This window comes from Bacillus sp. FSL R5-0447 (assembly GCF_038606125.1).
Classification (GTDB): Bacteria; Bacillota; Bacilli; order Bacillales; family Bacillaceae; genus Bacillus; species Bacillus velezensis.
This window is the reverse complement of record NZ_CP152012.1, coordinates 1,343,523-1,362,779: the sequence shown is the minus strand read 5'-3', so window position 1 is coordinate 1,362,779 and position 19,257 is coordinate 1,343,523. Positions and strand designations below refer to the sequence as shown.

The following is a 19,257-nucleotide window of genomic DNA, read 5'->3' as shown; positions in this document are numbered from 1 at the left end:
TCACCCGTTTCATTGCGGTATCTTCAGCTTCTGCCCCGGGAAGATCCAATGCCCCGGCTGCCGGATATTCCGTTTGCTGCGCTTAATCATGGCGGTTTTATTCGTGTTCCAGATTTTCCGCCACTCCGTGTGTTTTCCGTAAAACTTGCCGGCGATGTCCCAAAGCGTATCCCCTTTTTTGACGGTATATGTTTTGGGTGAAGCTTTGGACGGGCGCTTCGCTTTCGTTTTTTTCTTTTGTTTGATTTTTCTTGGCGAAGCGGTTTTATATTCTTTTAGTACGATATCAAAATTCCGGTCGCCGATTTCATTGTCACCTTCGCTGTAATTAAAGCTTTCAATGCTGCATGTGACATTGATTTTTGTTCCTGTAATCAAAAACTGAACGGGTTTTTTCGCTTTCATCCATGCTTCAATGGCTGAAATGGCTTTTTCCGGCGAAGGGATGCTTTGATATTCGGCAATCGGGCTGTACCGTTTCGGAAAAAAAGAAGAGAACGAAATTTCTTTCGCTCCCGGTTCTTCGATAAACGTCACCTCTCCAAGTCCGGTGACTTTCACGGAATCATTCTGCACGCTGTTTGCGATATCAATCGCTTCAGGGAGAACGGGAAGCCGGAGCTTGTCCTTCCCCTGAGACAGCCAAAATTCGTAAACAGATTTAGTCAAAAGCAACGGCCCCCTTTGCTCCGGTATAAATGTCTTTTTGCAGTTCATCAATCAGCGCCTGTTTGATTTTGGCGGCGAGGCTGTCGGCGTCCTGTCCGTTATGGAAATGCTGATCGCCGCTGAATTCGATTTTAATTTCTTTTGTTCCCGTTTTTTGAACGGTTTGTCCGCCGCCTTTAACGGCTGCGGAAACCGTGCCGGCTGAAAGTGCCGCCGGTTCCGTCTGGGACGGATCGGACACTTCCATGCCGAGCGCCTGAGCGGCTTTTTGCAGCAGATAACGGCCGCGGATGCCCCGCTCTTCAGGGATGATCCACTCCCGTTTGTTCCCTTCGCCGACACGGGCGATCTGCTCCTTGGTAATCAGACCCCCATTGGCATAACCGACGTAAGGGCCTCCGTGAGCCATACTTTTAATCCCGGGGACATTGCTGATCGAGCCGTATCGGCTTTTAATATAGCCGATAGCGGCAGCGGCGTTGTGAATTGGATTTCTGATATCATTCATGCCCGGCGCTTTGTGATCTTCAAAGGTGCTCGGAATCGTCTGCATAAGCCCCTGTGACGGGTGTCCGGCTTTGGCGTTGCTGTCCCATAGATTAATGGAATTAGGGTTGCCGCCTGACTCATGCTGTGCGATCGTCATTAATCCCGGAAGCCAGCTGATCGGCGTATTGGTTGCTTTCATTGCGGCCAAAAGCCACTCTTTGACGCTTCCTCCCGCTGCACCCATGCCGGAAAAGGCTGCTGCAAGCGAGCCTGCCTGTTTTTCGGCGTATTTTTTTACGTCAACTGAGCCGAGACCTTTGACGACGCCGACTGAAGCAAAGCGCCCGAGGCTCATCATGACACGGGAAGGAGAATGAATATCAAGCTCTTCTCTGAATGCGTCCTCGACTTTTTTCGCCATATCTTTGGCCGCCTGTTTGACTTCGCTCCCTTTTGCAGTCATCCCTGATACGAAGTGTCCGATCAGGCCTGACCCCCAGCCGTTCGCGGAATCTCTTGATTGCACAAACGGTTTATTGATATGTGTGCTTACGTATTGCGACGTTCCCGTATCTTTTGCATTCTGTCCGGCCGAATATCCTTTCACCGTTGCGGCGCCCCATGATGACGATTGATTAACCGCCGATTGATAAGGTGTTTTCACCTTTGTTTTTAAAAATGAATCGGTGCCCGTCGGCGAAGTATTCTGACCTTTCGCATAGCCCGCAACGACTTGCTTTCCGTAACCGGATGAAGACGAAATGAGGGCATTGAACGGCGTTCCGATGTTTTTTTCCTTCCAGCCGTCCATATCCACCGCTTTTTTGCTGATTCCGCTGTCAAAGCCTTCAGTAAACTGTTTGCCGAGTGATGAAGCCGTCCCGCCAAGTCCGGATGTCTCTACAGACGCTGCGGCCGATACAGATGCAGAAGAAGAAACACCGCCCGCTCCCGCCGGAACAGCAGAAGACTGAGCCGAAGCCGCGCCCATATCATCGACAACACGCATGCCGAGCTTAGACGCAGCTTGTGAAAGCAGCATCTTTCCGCGTCCGCGATTGTTGTCGACGGGAATGACAAATTCCTTACCGGCTTCACCGATCCAGGAAATGGTCGGCTTTGTAATGTAGCCGCCTGTGGCGTTTTTGTCCGTTTTTTTCTTTTTATCTCCGCCGCCTCCTGTGACAAAGTTCATTATGCCTGAAATCATTTTGCCGCCGGTTTTATCCCAAATCTTTTTCACCCAGTCGAATGCTGCAGAAAAAGCATCTGATATGGCCGTTCCCACTTTTACAAGAGGTTCTTTTATATGTTTCTCAAACCAGCCGCTTAACCCTTTCCATATATTCTTTACCGTATCTAAAGCAGTCTTGAAAGCATCTGATATTCCTTTACCGACATTTTTCACCATGTCTTTCACCGGATTCCAGACAGTATCCATGAACCAGCCGGAAACCGTACTGAAAACGGATTTAATTTTATCCCAAGCTCCTGTGATTTTACTCCAAATGGACGTCGCCACTCCGACGACAGCCGATTTTACGGGGCCCCACACCGTGCTCATAAACCAGCCGGATACTGTGCTGAAGACACCTTGAATCGTCGTCCACGCATTCACGATATTTGACCAGATGCTGGTTGCCACTCCGACGACAGCCGATGAAACCGGCGTCCATACATTTTCCATGAACCAGGATGACACCGTGCTGAAAATCCCTTGAATCGTCGTCCACGCATTCACGATATTTGACCAGATGCTTGTCGCCACTCCGACGACAGCCGATGAAACCGGCGTCCATACATTTTCCATGAACCAGGATGAAACGCTTCCCCAAGTATCTTGTATTGTTGTCCAAGCACTTTGCGCCGCTTTGGAAATATCATTCCACGTGTCTTTCAAAGCTCCTGAATCAAAGGCCTCTCCCAAGCTGGAACCGCCTAAACTGCCGGCGATGCCGCCTACCGCGCCGCCGATTAATGTGCCCACTCCGGGAACAACGCTGCCGATTGCCGCTCCGGCCGCGGCTCCGGCAAGACCGCCGCCTGCTGAGCCGACCTTCTCTCCTGCATTATCTTTATTGATGCCGGCTAAATCAGTAAGTGATAACAATTCACCTATGCCGGGAATTCCTTTAGCGGCACCTTTTAACCCTTTCATACCGCCTTTTAGCGCCTTTGAATCTCCTAAGCCTTTCAAAAGCGCGCCGATGCCTTTACCTGCCCCTTTTGTTTTCGGCGTGTTTACGGATGCCTGTTTGCTTTCCTTTACGGAGGAACCTCTTTTCGAGGATTTATTTCGCCCTTCGACTTTACTGCTTTTGCCCCTCGTCACTCCGGTACAGCAGCAGCAGCCCCCCAAAGCCCCGCCGGTTTTTTTGGCTGACTTTCCTGAAGATTTTGGCGCTGTTACCGTGCGCTGTGAACCCTTTGTCAGATCTGGACGCTTCGGGCCGTTGGAGCCGCCGGCAGTAAGGCCGCCCTTACTCTTTTCTTTTTTCGTGCCGCCTCCTAATAATCCGCCGATATTGAGTTTGCCTAATTTTTCAGCGATTCCTGAAAATATTTTTTCTATTAATCCCCCGGCTTTTTCGATGATTTTGTCCGGGCTGAATTTCTCAAATTTCTTGGCAATCTTGCTGACAATTTTATCAACAAATGCCTCAGCTTTTTCGATGATCGCATCAGGACTGAATTTGCCGAACTTTTTATCAATGCCTCCGAACAGTGAGGATGTAAACTGCTCCACTTTTTCCAAAATCTTATCCGGATTGAGAAAATCGAATTTCTCAGAAATTCGGTCAATCGTGTCATTTACAAATTGTTCGGCGCGGTCGATTAGCTTATCAGGACTGAATTTACCGGCAACGTCGTCGACTTTCTTCATAAACGAATCAGTAAAATGATCCAGCTCTTTCAATATGGTCTCCGGACTGAATTTGCTGACAACGTCATCTATCTTTTTCATAAATGAATCAGTGAATTTATCCAGTTCTTTCAATATGGTCTCCGGACTGAATTTACTCACAACCCCGTCTACCTTTTTCATAAATGAATCAGCGAATTTATCCAGTTCTTTCAATATGGCTTCCGGACTGAATTTACTCACGACGCCGTCTACCTTTTTCATAAACGAATCAGCGAATTTGTCCAGTTCGGTTAATATCGTTGCCGGGCTGAATTTGCTCGCGATTTCGTCTACTTTTCCCATGAATGATGTTGTGAACTTATCCAGCTCTGCTAAAATCGTCTCCGGGCTGAATTTGCTTGCGATCTCGTCCACTTTTCCCATGAATGACGTTGTGAACTTGTCCAGCTCTGCCAAAATCGTTGCCGGGCTGAATTTGCTTGCGATCTCGTCCACTTTTCCCATAAATGACGTTGTGAACTTATCCAGTTCGGTTAAAATCGTTGCCGGACTGAATTTGCTTGCGATTTCGTCCACTTTTCCCATGAATGACGTTGTGAACTTGTCCAGCTCTGCTAAAATCGTTGCCGGGCTGAATTTGCTTGCGATTTCGTCCGCTTTTCCCATGAATGACGTTGTGAACTTGTCCAGCTCTGCTAAAATCGTCTCCGGGCTGAATTTGCTTGCAATTTCGTCCGCTTTCTTCATAAAGCTTGCAGCAAATTTATCCAGTTCCGCTATGATTGTTTCCGGATAAAATTTGGATGCGATGTCATTGACTTTTTTCATGAAGGTGTCTGCAATGGAGTCAAGCATTGAAAAATCGTATTTCGGCGAAGCAGGAGCAGCAGATGCAGAAGCTTTTCCGACGTCCGGCATATTCTTTTGCATTGCAGCCAGCTGTGCTGTCACCTTTTCGTTTAACGATAATTGAATAACATTGTTTTTTCCCGTCAGCGAATCAATGCCCGCTGAAATTCGGCCGACTGTTTTCATGACGTGATCTATGACGCGTATAGTGACAGAGTACCCGTTCTTTAACGCAGATTGCATATAGCGTTTGATACGTTCCATGGCAGGGGTCACTTCGTCTGACGCATACAGTGAAACGGTAAATCCTTTAAAACCGGCAGCCAGATCCCGCAATCTCTCAAATGCCGCTGTCGCGCTGTCTTTTGCTCCTATTTTAATGGTTAAAGACGCAGGCAGACCCGCTAATTGGGTTTGCACCTTTTGAATGACGGCACTGGCTCCGTCTTCAGCTGAAATAGAGATCATTTGTGCGCCCAGCTTTCTTTTCATAGAGCGCTGGATGCGGTCAATTGTTCTTAAAACAGATTTACTCTCTTTGCGTATATCAATTTCACTTTGGCGTTTTGTCATTTTCCTGTATTTCTCAAGCGCTCTGAAGCCATTTTGGATTTTCCTTATTTTCTTTGAAACCCGATCTTCCAATTCAAAACGGGCGGTCAGCTTTGCCATGATGTCGCTCCCCCTTTCTTCGCTTGTTTTTCAAGAATGTCCAGCTTGTAACCGATTAAACCGTACAACAGCGCCTTAAAATGTCTCGGTGCTTCATATAACTCTTTCAGTTCTGATGGAGAATAATGAAGCTCATGCATCGCGTAATAGAGATACACGGCTTCCTTATTCCCATCTTTTATCAGTTTTTTGCTTCTTGCTCCAGATCTTCTAATTCATCTTCAAAACCGTTGATCTCAATCGCTTTATTCAGCCAATTTGCATACTCACCGCCGACTGAAAGCACGCGTTTTGCCACCTCGACCGGATCTGCCGTTTTGTAAGCGTCGCGGAGCTCCTTAGACCGGAAATCAGGGTAAATCGTAGATTCAACCGCGATCCGCGCATAAAAGCGCTGGCTGTCTAAGTCTTTTACTCGGCCTCTGCCCTTCACATTTTTATATGTCGTGCTTTCCTTCTCCAGTTCATCAATGCGCTCAGTCGTAATGGCTTTAAAAATAAAAGGCACGATGTTTCCTTTTTTATCGACAAAACGCTTTGAAAGCGGAACCCGAATCTCCTCAGCCTCGACTGTTTTACCCGGCATAAAGAATGACAGATCATATACTTGTTCGTTTTTTTCGCTCATGATGAAAACTCCCTTACTCTTTTTTTTTATAAAAAACAGGCCTGTAAAAAGGCCTGTTTCACTCATACCGATCTTAATTAAAACGTTTCAGAAAGCTTTTCCGGCACATCGAAATCTTCAAAAGTAAACGGCACTTCTTCTTCGAGTGCTTCTGAGTCTACGTCCAGTCCGGCGATTTTTGCAGAATCAAAGTTGACGTCATACAGAGTGACGCGTTCTGTTCCGCGGCCCGATGATTTGTCATCAAGAACGGCTTGCAGCGTAAAATACGGGTCGCTGCCTTTTTTGACGTAATCCATCATAAGAACGGCGAATTTGGATGTGACCTTATAGAATGTTGCCGTGCCCGTTCCGTTGGCGCCTGTTGTTTTATGTCCCGTCATGCGGCGGCCCATGATGTTTACTTCTGATTTGTTTTTTTCCACGTTTGCTTCAAACGTTTTAATATGCGCCATCTCTTCTCCGTCGAGAAATAAACGGCCTTCTTTTCCTGAAATCGTGTTTTGCGCTTTTAATGCCATCTTAGTTTACCTCCACGTTAAAGTAGAATTTTTCTGCCGCATCCACAGGCTGTACGGCGAGATCAATTAAAAAGCCGTCGCGGTCTTCATTCAGCCCGATTGTAATGTCTTTGTCTGAATCAAAGTTGGCGATGCCGCCCGCATCCTGAAGCGTAGTCAAATATTGAATGATCATCGTTTTAACGAATTGAAGACCGTCATTTGTCGCAGGAAGATCGCTGCCCGTGCCTTTTTTCGATTTAATTAAGGCTTTCAGTTCACGTGTCAAATCGTTATTCACCGCATCAAGCACACGGACGATTTTGTTTTTCGCGAACTTTTTGTTTTTCTCTGCCGTAAATGTCACCAATGAGTTGATATCTTTTTCAACGCTGACTGACTTATCACGGGCATCATAAGAGAAAAGGAATTCACCTTTGGAAAGACGTTCGATCACTTCATCATGAGTCAGGCGGTGCAGCACATCGACGGCGCCTTCGTATTCAACGAATGTTAAGGATTGATTAAATGCGGCGCTGGCACTTGCGCCTGCCACCCAGGCGGTCGCATCTTCAGCTTTAATCTCGGTTCCGTCTTCCAGCAGCACACCTTCAGTCACATTGATAATGCCTTCATAATCGCCGCTGTAATGGGCGGTCACCCCTTGCACTTTCTGTCCCTGCGCATCGCGAAGGCGTTTAATGAATGCGGCAAATGTCGCTTTCAGCTGATCGTTTTCCGCGACAGGAAGAGCGATGACATCGAAATTCTCCGTTTCAGCCGCAGCTAAAAAATCCGTATAGTCTGAGTTGACCGGTGCTTTATCAGTTCCGCCCGCGAGACGGATGCCTGCCTGCGGGTTTAACGTTTCCCCGGATTCTTCCTCAGTGCCTGTCAGCGGGATGGAAGCCGACAGTTCGCCCGTTCCCGTAAATGTGACATAGCCGTTTGCTTTTAATTCTTCGGCTTTTTTCACCGTTTGTTTGTCAACTTCCGCTTCATCCATGTAAGTGGTCACATCGAAAGCGGTCTGATCAAGGACGTTTTCACTGATGCGGATGATGATGTCATTTCCTTTTGAACCGCCGTACAAAGCGGTTGCTTTAACACCTTGCGAAAGATCGGCACTCGCTCTGATTCCCTCTGTCAGACGGTACATCAAAACGGTTTTTGCTTTCTTTTTCGCCTCACGAAGCAGAATCAGTGACGGATCTTCAATACTGAGCCCCACTTTTTTATTCAAATCTTCAATGCTTGAAATGGAAACGAATGTTTTCGCTTCCCCCCAGCCGGATGCGACGGGAAGGGCGACAATCCCGCGTTCACCGATCGATACCCGCTCCTGGGCGGTTGTTTTAAAGTTAAAATAGATTCCGGCACGTTCTTTTTCTTTTCCTTGCGTAAATGTTCCGCCGTTCATTATTGCATGACCTCCTTGGTTAAAAATGCTTCAATGTAAGACTTGGCTTGCGCTTTTGTCATTTGTTTTTGCTTCACGCCGAATAAAGCCCCCTGGAGAATCTCAGGTTTTACGCCGAAAAGCTCCTTCGCGTGCTTTGTTAAATCCGCCGTGTCATAAAGAACCGCTCGTTCCGCCGCTGCGGCATTTTTCTTTTTATGTTGTTTCACTTTTCTTTCACCCCGCTGTTAATGTCCACATCCCGCAGTGCGGGAGATGTTTGTTTCTGATAGTAGTAGCGGCTCGTCCAGCGGATTGTGATCACTGCCTCGCCTTTGTCTCCGACTCTTGTTTCGATACGGCTGATGCGGACGAAATCACCGGTATCCTCCCCTGATTCCGTAAGCAGCGGAATCAGCTGTCTTGATTCTCTCACCGCATCGGCGATCCGGTCGGCTGCATAGAGCGCCTGCACCGAGTCGGCATGGAACAGCTTCACATTCAGACTGTACGTTTTCTTATAAGTGGAGACTGTATCATTTTCGTCAAAAACAAATGGGGGCGGAATGTATAGTGACGGCACCTGAAATTGTTCAGGCAGTTCATTTTCATATACGGGCACGCCGCACTGCTGATACAAAAAAGCGGCGATTGAACCGGTTTCGCGATTCATCCGATATCTCCCCCCAACGTGTTAAGCCACTGATTGAAACGCTTGTCCAGCGATTCGGCGAAGAGTGTTTCATACAAAAGAAGGGCTTTGTCCCAAAACCCATTCCCGCTGATCCACTGTTTTTTGAGCGCCATTCCCGTTGAAGCTGACGGATCATAGATGAACCGGGAGCCTTGAAAATACCCGGGCACCCATCTGACATTTTCATCTGAGACGGTCCAATGTCCGTCATTTATGAATGAGGCATACTCTACATTGGTGCCGATTTCAAGGGTCAGTCCCCCGTTTTCAATGATCCATACATGATCCTGCGCTCCTTTTCGGAAAGAAGACAGCAGGTTTTCTGTTTCAATTCCTCCCGAATGAATAAGCTCCTCCCTTACCATGTCGAGAAAATCCTCCCCTGACTGTTCCAGCCATCCGCCTGCCTGACGGGCAAATTCTCCGGATGATGCCTTTTGCAGCGACCGATTCCATTGTTCAAGGTTTTTTATGCTCATAGTCTGTCATCTCTCACAGCGATAACCTCCCAATGGTGCTGTCTTGCTTTCTTCGGCATTTCCAGAATATACGCCTGTCCTTCCCAAATGATTTTGTCATTGACACGCACAGCGGCCTCTTTCGGAAAATGAACGAGAAACCGCTGATATACCTTATGATCAGGCGCAAGCTGAATAAGCTGCTGCTGTTTTTCAACAAACAGACACGGCATGTCTTCAGCGTCGGGCACTTCCGGATAAGAAAAGACAGGCTGGAGCTTTTCGGCGGGAATCCCGAAGCGTCCGGCCTTCGGAACTGACACCGTCTCATGATAAATATCGCATCTGTCAGTGAGCAGCCGTTCGTAGCTCATAAAGGTCTCACCTTTGCGTTTGCAGAAACCGGGGAATAACCCGGCGTGATATATTCACAGAGAAGATGGCGCACCGCCGGTTTTCGGATTCCGCCTTCACCTGCCACCGTATACGAGTAGTCGCCTATCTTTTCAGATTGATAGGCGGAAGCGGCTGCTTCATTCTGGTTGATCAGCGCAAAATATTGAGAAAGCTTTAATAACGCAAGCTTAATCTTTTCGGGAAGCGGTGAGTAAATAGGGTCAGTGAACGAATGCCCCGCCATTCTTGCCGCTTCCGCCTCCGCCTCCAGAATGTCCTGTATAAGAAGCGGCTCCGGCCTGTTTTTGACTTGATCATAAACTGAATATGAAACAACGTCAGACGGCTGAATTAACATAACTGCCACCCCCGTCTTATTCTTTAACGTTTACGATTTTGGCGCTTGCATCTTCTTCTTCAAATTTGCTGTCAAGTTTAGCCGTCAGTACGATAATAAATTTGCGGCTGCGAATATCTTTATCTACTTCGATTCGGATATTCCGTGAAAAACCGAGAATGATATTTTTTGGGTGAGTCAAAATGATGTCAGACGTATCGTATTGGGAGTCACCTTCTCCGACCGAGTACGGCTGCAGATTGGACACTCCTTTGACCGGAACGCCGAATGCTGAAGACAAACCGCCCTGCACCGCAAGATCCCCCAGGTTGGTCTGACGGTCAGCCACACGGTCTTTCCATTCAATCTCCATGCCTTGAGATGTGTAAAATCTGAATTCCTGAGGCAGGCGCAAATATTTTGCCGGAATGGCTTTTAAGCCTTTTTTAAATGTGGCTCTGGACAGCTCTTCCCCGTTTCCGTCAATGACGTGAGATACAGTCTGCTTACGGATTCCGTCAAGCTGTGCCAAGTACGGATCAGAAGAAGATGTATCGCCGTTTACGACAAGCTCCTCAATATCGACTGCCGCCCGCTCCGCCAAAATCTGCATGATCGTCTGCTGCAGGCCGTCTTTTTCTATATTGTTTTCAAGCGTGTCATAGGTGATATTAATTTCCGCAATGACTTCTTTCGTATTCAGCTGCACCGTACTTGTTGCCGGGACGGTCAGCTGATCGTCAGTTAAGGCTTTTCCTTCCTCAGCGGCACGCAGAATCCGCTGGCCGAAACCGATTTTTTCAAATTTCTGCGAGTCATTTTCCATTTGAATCACACGCGATTCGCTGAAAATGGTCGGCGTGTTCTGCACCATGCGGATAAATGCTGAAGCTTGTGCGGGGTTCATTAAACCGCCGCTTTTTAAAGCGGAAAGTGACATTTCCGCCTTTCTGATGATATCTTGATTTCTCACTCTACAGTTCCTCCTTCTGACTGGGCTTAAAGCAGTCCGCTCCAAATGGATTTTTTAACAGGCTCTTGGCCGCCCGTCTCTTCTTCCGGCTGCTTTGATGCGCCTCTTACTTTTTCAAGCGCTTCAATGCGTTTAATAATCGGCGCGAGCATGTCCTCAACAAGCGTTTTCAGCTTTTCTTCATCAGACGGCGCAGCCGCCCCGTCTTTGTCTTCCGTGTTTTGGTCCAAACTGTCAAGCCGCTTTAAAAGCGGGTGCAGCGCGTGTTCAATCGATTCTCTTACGTCTTCTTTTCTCATCTTGTTCAAGTCCTCTCCCTTGCGGTTTCTTGATTTGCGGTCACGGTCGAGAAATTGCTTGACCGCGCCGAATAAGCCGGCTTGCTTTTCTGCCGGCTCTTCGTAAACGTCAGCGGTTCCCGCCATGCTGTAGCCCGTAATGATACCGGCTTTAATCTGATCCCATACTTCATCGGAAGCTTTGGTGACAAGCACCCAAGATCCTTTCCGGATCACAGCATTCCCGATTTCAAAGTCATCCGGGGCGACGTACGACTCCACCACCTCGCCGGTCCCGCCTTCAAAATTATGATTTGTATCGATGTTGCGGGCGTCCGCCAAAAAACCGTGAGCGGCCTTTTCAATCTCTTCAGCCGTCATATAATCGCCATGGGCATCCGGGACATCCGGCTCGTAAACGATGCCGTAAACAAGCTTCTGCTCATCCGATTCGTTTTTTGTAAACACCTGCACCTTTTTTTCAAATGACGGAAGGCCTCCGGCTGATTTTGTAAAAAAGAATTCCGTTTGGTTCGCCGCCTTATCGACATAGCTCACAAAACTGATGACGGCATTTCTCAATTCTCTCGGCACGAGATGTTTTCACCCCCTTTCAGGATTGCTCCTTTTTCCCTTTCAGCACCGGCCGGCTGTAGTACTCTTCAGGCCATTCCTCAAGCGTCTTGCCGAGCACTCTTCCGGCCAGATCACGGAGGTCATTAGGAGAGACCGCGCCGGCGGAAATAAATGGCGTAAGCACCTTCGCAATTTCAAGCGGATCGCGAAAATCAGGCCCTTTTAATGTGAGCTGTACATCGTGGAGACCCAGTTCAGGCAAAAATAACGTGTTGAGCTTATTAATCAGCGTTTTCCGCTCCGGCTGAAACACCTGCTCCTCCGTTATTTTCCGTGCCGTATCGGCGGTGGCTTTGTTGTATTCCTGCGCCTCGCCCGTATAAAGCGGCGGGAGACGGAAAGCGGAACGGAGTTTATTTCTGCTTTTGTCGTCATATTCAAGAAACAGCGCATCATCCTGCAGAATTTCCGCAAGTGATTTAATTTTCACAGACACGGGCGTAATGTCTTCGCCTCCGTGAAGGTCTTTTTCCTTCGCAATGCCTTCCGCCTCAATCAGCAGAAACTTGTGGGCGTTTTCCACCCCTTCCAGGTCATTCATATAATCCTGGAGCTCTTTGTACGATGCTTCTGACAGCATGCCGTTTTCAACCGTAATGGCGGCCGGCACGTGACGGCCCTGCTTGAAATACATAAAATTCAGTTCTTCCGCTTTCCGGGCGCCGTACAGATTGACGATATTGCCGACCCAGCGCGGAATTCCGTAAGTGCCGCTGCCGATTTTTAAGTGAATGGCTTCATTTGCCCGGTATTCTTCAGACAGGGTCTTTACGTATTCGCCGGTTCTCATGTCCATCATGCGGGGGTCGCCGTATTCCTTAAAAAACACTTTCCGACCGTTCAGCATCTGAACATATTTACGGAACCGTTTTTGCCTTTTAATCGTTTTGGATGCGCCGTTTTCTTCATATGAAAATGTGACTTCAACAGGATCAGTCACACCGCACACGCGCATATGTTTCACATCCAGATATTCAATCCCCGCCGGTTTTCCCGCCCCGTCCCGAAGCACTTCGAGAAAACCGTTGCCCGTTTTTTCACGGTCTTCTATCGCATATCCGAGGATCGTCTCGGCCGATTCATCAAAATGAAGACATTTGTAAAAGCTCTCCAGCTTCATCCAGTTTTTTTCGGCTCGGGCCTTTTTTGACGGGGAGCAATCCGGGCTATTTACATCAAAGGTATATTCCACATCAAACCCAAAACCCGTAATATTGACCCGATACGCGTCAATGCACTGCTGAAGAATCGTCGAGTATTCGGCGATTGTTTTCAGTTCAATGAGATTATAGGGCGGTGAAATGATGTCTTCGCCGTACAGATCGGCAAATTGATCTTCGTTCATCTGCCTTGCCTGCGGCGCGGCCATTTTTGATTTAAAGACGGTGGCTCTAACGTTTTGATAGTTCGGCAACGCCTACCTCCTCCTTTCCCGATTCGGACGTCTCCGTTTTTGTGATGCATCTTTCAAATCCGCCGCGTCATAGTCATCCAGCGCATACCAAATGGCTGAAAGTGTGTGGGGATCAATTGAAAACTCATCTTCCGACAGAACGCCGTTTTTGTTTTTTGCGTACGTTAAGTTCTGCAATTCGCGGATCGTATGTTGACAGCTGTCTGAGCAATAGATGTGTTTGAACCGTTTCAGTTTTTTTGTATACTGAAGTCTTGAGCCCGGAAACTTTTTGGCCGCAACCATGTAAAAGCCCTGCCTGCGAAAATATTGGATGCTTTTCGGCTCAGCCGAATCCGCTTTGATCAGCTCTTTTTGTTCCGCCAATTCCTGAAGCTCCTCAGCTGTCTGATCATCGGTCATTTTGTTTTTGTAATACTCCCAGAAAATATAAAGCTCTTTTTGATCCGGATCGACGGCAAGCCGGATGACCGCATTGTATGACTCTTCAAATCCGAAATCCATGCCGGTCCGAAACAGGGGGCGTCTGATGGAAGCAATCCGCTCCGTTACTTCGTTGTGCTCCATGACCTGAAACTGCGGAAACACGCGGATGCCATTGACGCCGAACTGTCCTTTGCGGGCGATCCGGTATAAATCGGGATCGTAATGCCGTAAACTGTCCAGCTGCTTAATATAGCTTTTCGGCAAAAACAGATTATCGCACGCTGTGGAATGGTGGTAATACGTATCTCCCTTAACGACGGTGCCTTTTTCATACAGCGTCTGATCATCCAATACGAACCGTTTTTTTTGGTCATCACGAAAAAAATGCCGGTACGTCCAATTGGAGGTGCCGACGGGATTTGTGGTGCATATCATATGAAGCGAAAGCTCGGGATGGCGCAGACGCCCGATCAGCTCCTTAAAGCCTTCATACTTCACTTCAGAGCATTCTTCAATCCAAATCAGTGAAATATGATGAATGGATTTCAATTTGGCCGGGTTGTCCATCCCTTTAAACATAATCCGGCTTCCGTTTGAAAATCTCAGCTGCATCGGTGAAGACACGGCCTTTACGGCATGTCCCAGCTCAAGCTCCCCGATAATATCTTCAAACAAGGCAAAAGTAGAATCTCTGTGCGTATCGAAAACTTCCCGCACGACAAGCGCCGTCCGCTTTTCACGAAGCAGCTTCAGGATGATTTTCAGCGCGGTATGATAGCTTTTTGACGAGCCGTAGCCTCCGACGAGAAATTGGTACGTTTCATTCCAATTGAACAAATAATCTTCAAAGCGCGGGTTGACCGCTTTTTCAATCATGACCGTTCCTCTTTCCGCGTAATGACAATGTCAATCGGCTTTTGGCTGTCTTCTGTTTTTTCCATCTTCTGCTGTGCCAGCTTTAATTTTTCATTTTCGATTTTTTGTTTAAATTGATCAGGGAAAAGGTCAAAGTACAAGGACAGCTTTTCAAGAGCCTTCATCTTGTCGGCAAGCTTGATTGCAATGCCCTCTTTTCCGAGTTTTGCTTCTGTAACGATGGTTCCGTCCAGAAGGTGCGAATCTTTAACGTCAACGTAGCTGATTTCCTGCATAATCGGCTGATCATTTTCGTCAAAGAGCGGCCCTGATTTTCCGAAGGCCTGAACCTCTTTTTTTCCGAAGGTTACATAATCGGTAATGTCGGCGAAAGCGATTTTCACATAGACTTGAAGAACGTCCATCGCTTCGACAAACACTTTATTAACCATTTCCTTTTTCATGCGGCTGATTTCTTTGGCGACTTTTTCGTTTTTTAACAGCCTGCTTCCCGTCACATGCGCGCTTTCCGGTGAATACCCGGCTTTTATCGCAGATTGGGTGGCGTTAAAGCTTTTCACATAATAAAGACAAAACAGCCGCTGGCGTTCGTTTAACTCATCACCTTCGCCCGGGTTGTTTTTTCCGCCGCTTTCCGCATTCTTATGAAGCGCCTCGTCCCAGCGCCCTTCTTTTTTCCATCTGCCGATCGTTCTTGCGGATACGCCTGATTTGCCGGCAAGGGCGCGATTTGTGATGCGGCCTTTATGAGACTGATAGATTGTAAATGCCTGTTTTCTTTTTGCGTTTTTCATGCTACGGCATCACCGCCACCTCCGACATGATTGTCTATAATAAAAAGCGGCTTCTAATCGGGCCGCTTTTTGTGATCGTCTGTTCACTTCTAGGTGGCAAACGTATGACAACTTATGAAGCAGGCGATTGATTTCTTTGTTCCTGCTGTTTTTGAATTTTCAGAAGCGCCCGTTTGACCGTCGTCTGTACGGTTGATTTCTTTACGTTCAGCAAGGCGGCGATCCGTTCATATGAAAAGCATTCCGCTTTGTGGAGCAGCAGCATTTCTTTTTCTCTATCCGTTAAAACGGCTAATGCGTCCCGCAGTCTGATTCTGTCTTCTTCAGTCACATTTGCGGAAGGTTCAAACATCAGCGCCTGCGAATAGGTTTCTATGATTCTAGGATCTTTAATCAGCATTCTCTGATAAGCGTCTCTTCGGTCTATCGCTCTTCTTATGCCGGGCTGCCGGCCTTTTTCAAGCCATTCGATGACATATTCCACATCTGTAATGATCGTTCTGATGATTTTTTTATCTTTCAGTTCTTCTGAAGTAAGCACCGTTTCATCGGCTTCCTCCAGCTGCTTGTACCACTTTTTCGTCTCTTTCAGCGTGCGTTTATATTCAAATAGTAAGTCTTCCATGCAGATCCTCCTCTTTTTCGGAACAAAAAAAGGACACCAACCAATGCGCAGCATATACGCGATTGATCAGTGTCCGCAGGCTTTCCGTCTTGGACGTATTCTGTTTTTTTCGATTAATTCAATTTAAAGCCGATTTCATATTCGACCCGGGCCAGATCCCCTTTTCGCGTTTCGACAAGCGTTTTGCCGTGCTCCGGCGCTTCGGCGAGCCATGCTTCCTTCTTCAGTCCGTCTACAATGATGACCCGCACCTTGCCTTCTTCCAGCTGGCTTTGTAATGTTGTATGTTCAATGTCAGTCAGTTTTTTAGGATTCATGTTTTACGTCCTCCGTTTTTTTCAGGATGTTTACTTCATGTATGAGGCTTCCGAGCTCATTTATGAACGCTTCTTTTTCTTCAGAACTTTCTCCCCGGAGCAGGCGGAGAGCCGTTTCGGCCGCCTCAAAAAGTTCCGGGGCTTTTGCCATCAATGCCGCGTTGATCTGCTGAGAGTATGAACTTAAGTTGAAAACGGCCGCGATGAGCCTTCCGTTTGAATAAGGGAACTTCTCTTTATCCGCTTCGCTGTAAGCGGAATAAATGTAAATGGGTTTTTCTTTTCCGCTGTGTACGGCCCGCCATGGAGCGGGGCTGTGTTTTTCTTGCAATGGTTATCCTCACTTTCCATCAGCCTCATGCCATGCTTCAATTGCTTTTCTATCCGTTTCGCCCTGAACAGCAGGCAAAAAAGCCATTTAATATATTTATACACGTAGATCAAGCCTCGCTTTTGCGTCTTGAACCATTCGCTCAAGACGTTTAATGACCGGCGTTAAATCAGTGCCTGTTTTGCAGTTCGGGCAAGGGTGAAAGACAGCGCCGAAACCCGTTTCCGTCACAATGACCTTCTTCGGCCCGCACAGCTTACACATTATCTCGCCCCCTCTAATCTGTGGTTTACGTCAAATGAATTGCCATTAATGATGACTAAATAATCGCTGCACATCTCATAAATTCTTGTGCCCAAGGCTTCATCAACCTGCACCAGCCCGTCACAGGCCAGCTCGCTCGAGATAAGAACCGGCTTATGGTTTAAATAACGGTAATTCACGACGGCGTACATTTGTTCAATCTGCCAATCGGTCGCCCGGGGTTTTCCGTTCAGCGGTTTGAACAGATCGTCAATAAAAAGCACATCCGCCTGTTTCATACGGCCAAGCTTTGCATCAAGCAGATCAAAATCATTTTTTAAATCCGTAAAGCCCTCCACAAAAGGAAAATACAGCACGGGTGTCTGCATCTGTCTCATGACATAATTGCTGAGAGCGGTCAAAAGATGGGTTTTTCCCGACCCCGGACGCCCTAAAAGGGCAATGCTGTTTTTCCGGCAGTTTTTAATCTTGTCGAAGTTTTCAACATATTCAAGGGCGCACTCATATGCGTCGACGACTGCCTGAGGCTTGCCCCGCGTGATAAATCCTTTGAAGTCCAGCTTCCGAAAGGCGCCTGTAATCTCACTTGCGCTGAGGATGCGCTCTGCTTTTCGTTCGGCGGCGCAGCGGCACTTAACCCACACATCCATTCCCAGCTGGTTTTTGAGATAACCGCCCTGATCTTTACAGAGCGGACAGTCAAAGCGGCTTTCGTCTGATTCTTCCGGTCTGTCCGCCAGTAATGGACGTTTTCCGTTTTTCAGGTCGGCCAGTATCTGCTCGATCGTTCGTTTTGTCATGTATCGTATTCCTCTCTTTTTTTGTTGTGATTGTCCTTCCCGCAATTCGTGCATTCAAGCGGTCTTCCATATACTTGGCGCAATAGCTGAAAGCCTTGATCGTTTCAGCTGAAGATGTACGCCGCTGTTCAAAAGCGGTAAAGCATTCGCCGAGCCATTTGATTGCTTCTTGTGCTGACGCACCGAGGGAAACAATACGGGCGATGGCCTGATAATCCCGGGGCGACGGGTATACGCTCCGCCCCTCCTGTACAGACCTTAATCTGATAAAATGGGCGGCAATGTCGTTAATCGCTTCTTCAGCAGTATGATTTTTTGTTATATCTATTTCTCTCCGGACATTTTTGTCCCGGTGATCCGCCGATATTGTCCGGTCAGTTGCTTCCGGGCGGGTCAATGTCTTTTTCGGCGTGAATCTTTTCGAGTGCTTTACGGAGACGATGAGTCCGTAAGGGGCGCGTACGGTTTTGATATATTCATGCTGTTCCAAAACCTCAAGCCACCGTCTGACGGTTTTTTCGCTGACGGCAAATACATCGGCCATCTCTCTTGCTTTTACGGGCTTATGACCAAGGACGATCCCCCACTTTACACCGTCTTTTACGTGTTCCTTTGTCGTTGAGCTGATGAACCATAAAAACAGCCAAATGGCGGATCCTATTTTGTCGTAATGTTCTGAATTCAATAATCCGGAATAGATGAAAAACGGGTAGCTTTTACGACTCATAAGGGACGTCTCCGTTTTTCTTCAGACCTATATAGCGTTCATACTGCAATCGGTTATCAAATCGGAATACCGGAAGTCCGCAAGCGGTAAAAGATATCGAACCGCCTGCTTTTCCTAAACATCTCTGGTCAGCCGGATTGCTGCTGAAACGGATGATTATCGGCTTCATCTCTCACCCTCCTGATCAATTTCTTATCGTATTTTGATACATTTCGTATCCTTATGATGTTGATTATATACGATACTTTTCGTATCATCAAGACCTTTTTGATACTTTTTTTATCATCTCTTTATTTTGATACATTTTGTATCTATAATCATAAGTAACTTAGGGTGTTGAAAAAAGAGAGGTCATTCGGATGATAGGCGGAAGATTAAAGAGTCTCAGAGGAAAGAAAACACAGGAAGAAGTCGCAAATCATATCGGTGTCTCGCGCGCCAGATATTCTCATTATGAAAACGGCCGATCTGAACCCGATTACGACACGCTGCAAAAGCTTGCGGATTATTTCAAAGTGTCGACTGATTATTTGTTAACCGGAAAAGAACCTTCAGATGAAGACATGTTTGCCGATCCCGACCTGCAGATCGCATATCGGGACATGCAGGACTTTTCCCCGGAAAGCAAGCAGCAGGCCATTGAATTCATTAATTATTTAAAAGAAAAAGAGAAAAACCGCAGGCCGAAACATAAATAATCCGCTCTTTTCCTTTAAATTGCTTAACGTTCAGCCGATATAAAAGCTGAATGTTTATTTTTAAAAGAAAAGGGAATTGATTCAAAGTCCGATCAGGGCTTTTCTTTCTCGCTTAAAAAAGAACATATGTTCGAAAGGGTG

24 protein-coding genes are annotated in these 19,257 nt (G+C 47.2%); 1 reads left to right on the top strand and 23 read right to left on the bottom strand.

Annotated features, from left to right (window positions below; translation table 11 throughout):
• Positions 1 to 9 precede the first annotated feature (9 nt).
• From NYE68_RS07155 to NYE68_RS07045, 23 genes are all read right to left on the bottom strand, one after another.
• On the bottom strand, positions 10 to 669 hold the full coding sequence (locus NYE68_RS07155) for a LysM peptidoglycan-binding domain-containing protein (protein WP_031378812.1): 660 nt from the start codon (positions 667 to 669) through the stop codon (positions 10 to 12).
• Entirely contained in the window at positions 662 to 5,545 is a 4,884-nt protein-coding gene (locus NYE68_RS07150; RefSeq protein WP_342494074.1) for a transglycosylase SLT domain-containing protein, read from the bottom strand. The genes NYE68_RS07155 and NYE68_RS07150 overlap by 8 nt, the downstream gene beginning before the upstream one ends.
• Positions 5,533 to 5,685, bottom strand: coding sequence for a hypothetical protein (locus NYE68_RS07145; protein ID WP_015239684.1), 153 nt, complete (start codon positions 5,683 to 5,685; stop codon positions 5,533 to 5,535). The genes NYE68_RS07150 and NYE68_RS07145 overlap by 13 nt, the downstream gene beginning before the upstream one ends.
• Positions 5,686 to 5,726: 41 nt before the next feature.
• Positions 5,727 to 6,173, bottom strand: coding sequence for a phage portal protein (locus tag NYE68_RS07140; protein WP_003154836.1), 447 nt, complete (start codon positions 6,171 to 6,173; stop codon positions 5,727 to 5,729).
• A 77-nt stretch (positions 6,174 to 6,250) separates the two neighbouring features.
• A complete protein-coding gene (locus NYE68_RS07135; protein ID WP_003154837.1) occupies positions 6,251 to 6,694 on the bottom strand; it encodes a phage tail tube protein in 444 nt (147 codons plus the stop codon).
• Position 6,695: 1 nt separating this feature from the next.
• Positions 6,696 to 8,093, bottom strand: coding sequence for a phage tail sheath family protein (locus NYE68_RS07130; RefSeq protein WP_007610810.1), 1,398 nt, complete (start codon positions 8,091 to 8,093; stop codon positions 6,696 to 6,698).
• Complete coding sequence (locus tag NYE68_RS07125) at positions 8,093 to 8,302, bottom strand: hypothetical protein (RefSeq protein WP_007610809.1); 210 nt, start codon at positions 8,300 to 8,302, stop codon at positions 8,093 to 8,095. The genes NYE68_RS07130 and NYE68_RS07125 overlap by 1 nt, the downstream gene beginning before the upstream one ends.
• Positions 8,299 to 8,745 (bottom strand): hypothetical protein, encoded by a 447-nt coding sequence (locus NYE68_RS07120; protein WP_015417289.1) that lies wholly within the window; start codon positions 8,743 to 8,745, stop codon positions 8,299 to 8,301. Before NYE68_RS07120 ends, NYE68_RS07125 begins: the two co-directional genes overlap by 4 nt.
• Positions 8,742 to 9,245 carry an HK97 gp10 family phage protein gene (locus NYE68_RS07115; RefSeq protein ID WP_015417288.1) on the bottom strand — a complete coding sequence of 168 codons (504 nt, stop codon included), beginning with the start codon at positions 9,243 to 9,245 and terminating at the stop codon, positions 8,742 to 8,744. Before NYE68_RS07115 ends, NYE68_RS07120 begins: the two co-directional genes overlap by 4 nt.
• Positions 9,242 to 9,598, bottom strand: a complete 357-nt coding sequence (locus tag NYE68_RS07110; protein ID WP_053573486.1) for a DUF3599 family protein — start codon at positions 9,596 to 9,598, stop codon at positions 9,242 to 9,244. Before NYE68_RS07110 ends, NYE68_RS07115 begins: the two co-directional genes overlap by 4 nt.
• Complete coding sequence (locus NYE68_RS07105) at positions 9,595 to 9,978, bottom strand: DUF3199 family protein (RefSeq protein ID WP_015417287.1); 384 nt, start codon at positions 9,976 to 9,978, stop codon at positions 9,595 to 9,597. Before NYE68_RS07105 ends, NYE68_RS07110 begins: the two co-directional genes overlap by 4 nt.
• 16 nt (positions 9,979 to 9,994) lie before the next feature.
• Complete coding sequence (locus NYE68_RS07100) at positions 9,995 to 10,930, bottom strand: phage major capsid protein (RefSeq protein ID WP_324635929.1); 936 nt, start codon at positions 10,928 to 10,930, stop codon at positions 9,995 to 9,997.
• A 26-nt stretch (positions 10,931 to 10,956) separates the two neighbouring features.
• Positions 10,957 to 11,802 carry an XkdF-like putative serine protease domain-containing protein gene (locus NYE68_RS07095; protein ID WP_015417286.1) on the bottom strand — a complete coding sequence of 282 codons (846 nt, stop codon included), beginning with the start codon at positions 11,800 to 11,802 and terminating at the stop codon, positions 10,957 to 10,959.
• 19 nt (positions 11,803 to 11,821) lie between these two features.
• Complete coding sequence (locus NYE68_RS07090; protein ID WP_324636978.1) at positions 11,822 to 13,213, bottom strand: phage portal protein; 1,392 nt, start codon at positions 13,211 to 13,213, stop codon at positions 11,822 to 11,824.
• Between the two features lie 48 nt (positions 13,214 to 13,261).
• Positions 13,262 to 14,560 carry a PBSX family phage terminase large subunit gene (locus tag NYE68_RS07085; protein WP_053573485.1) on the bottom strand — a complete coding sequence of 433 codons (1,299 nt, stop codon included), beginning with the start codon at positions 14,558 to 14,560 and terminating at the stop codon, positions 13,262 to 13,264.
• Entirely contained in the window at positions 14,557 to 15,354 is a 798-nt protein-coding gene (locus tag NYE68_RS07080; protein ID WP_053573484.1) for a terminase small subunit, read from the bottom strand. The genes NYE68_RS07085 and NYE68_RS07080 overlap by 4 nt, the downstream gene beginning before the upstream one ends.
• A gap of 112 nt (positions 15,355 to 15,466) precedes the next feature.
• Positions 15,467 to 15,979, bottom strand: a complete 513-nt coding sequence (locus NYE68_RS07075; RefSeq protein ID WP_012117362.1) for a sigma-70 family RNA polymerase sigma factor — start codon at positions 15,977 to 15,979, stop codon at positions 15,467 to 15,469.
• Positions 15,980 to 16,092: 113 nt separating this feature from the next.
• Positions 16,093 to 16,296: an XtrA/YqaO family protein gene (locus NYE68_RS07070; RefSeq protein WP_007407280.1), complete on the bottom strand. Its 204-nt coding sequence runs from the start codon at positions 16,294 to 16,296 to the stop codon at positions 16,093 to 16,095.
• Positions 16,286 to 16,627 carry a hypothetical protein gene (locus NYE68_RS07065; protein WP_007407281.1) on the bottom strand — a complete coding sequence of 114 codons (342 nt, stop codon included), beginning with the start codon at positions 16,625 to 16,627 and terminating at the stop codon, positions 16,286 to 16,288. The genes NYE68_RS07070 and NYE68_RS07065 overlap by 11 nt, the downstream gene beginning before the upstream one ends.
• A 96-nt stretch (positions 16,628 to 16,723) precedes the next feature.
• Entirely contained in the window at positions 16,724 to 16,891 is a 168-nt protein-coding gene (locus NYE68_RS07060; protein WP_095352209.1) for a hypothetical protein, read from the bottom strand.
• Positions 16,891 to 17,691, bottom strand: a complete 801-nt coding sequence (locus NYE68_RS07055; RefSeq protein WP_031378815.1) for an ATP-binding protein — start codon at positions 17,689 to 17,691, stop codon at positions 16,891 to 16,893. The genes NYE68_RS07060 and NYE68_RS07055 overlap by 1 nt, the downstream gene beginning before the upstream one ends.
• Positions 17,591 to 18,418: a hypothetical protein gene (locus NYE68_RS07050; protein ID WP_040238252.1), complete on the bottom strand. Its 828-nt coding sequence runs from the start codon at positions 18,416 to 18,418 to the stop codon at positions 17,591 to 17,593. The genes NYE68_RS07055 and NYE68_RS07050 overlap by 101 nt, the downstream gene beginning before the upstream one ends.
• Positions 18,408 to 18,587 (bottom strand): hypothetical protein, encoded by a 180-nt coding sequence (locus NYE68_RS07045; protein ID WP_031378816.1) that lies wholly within the window; start codon positions 18,585 to 18,587, stop codon positions 18,408 to 18,410. Before NYE68_RS07045 ends, NYE68_RS07050 begins: the two co-directional genes overlap by 11 nt.
• Positions 18,588 to 18,777: 190 nt before the next feature.
• Here NYE68_RS07045 and xre point away from each other — a divergent pair, with 190 nt between their 5' ends.
• The gene (xre, locus tag NYE68_RS07040; protein WP_003154871.1) at positions 18,778 to 19,116 is read left to right on the top strand and encodes an HTH-type transcriptional regulator Xre; all 339 of its coding nucleotides are present in this window, start codon (positions 18,778 to 18,780) and stop codon (positions 19,114 to 19,116) included.
• Positions 19,117 to 19,257 lie beyond the last annotated feature (141 nt).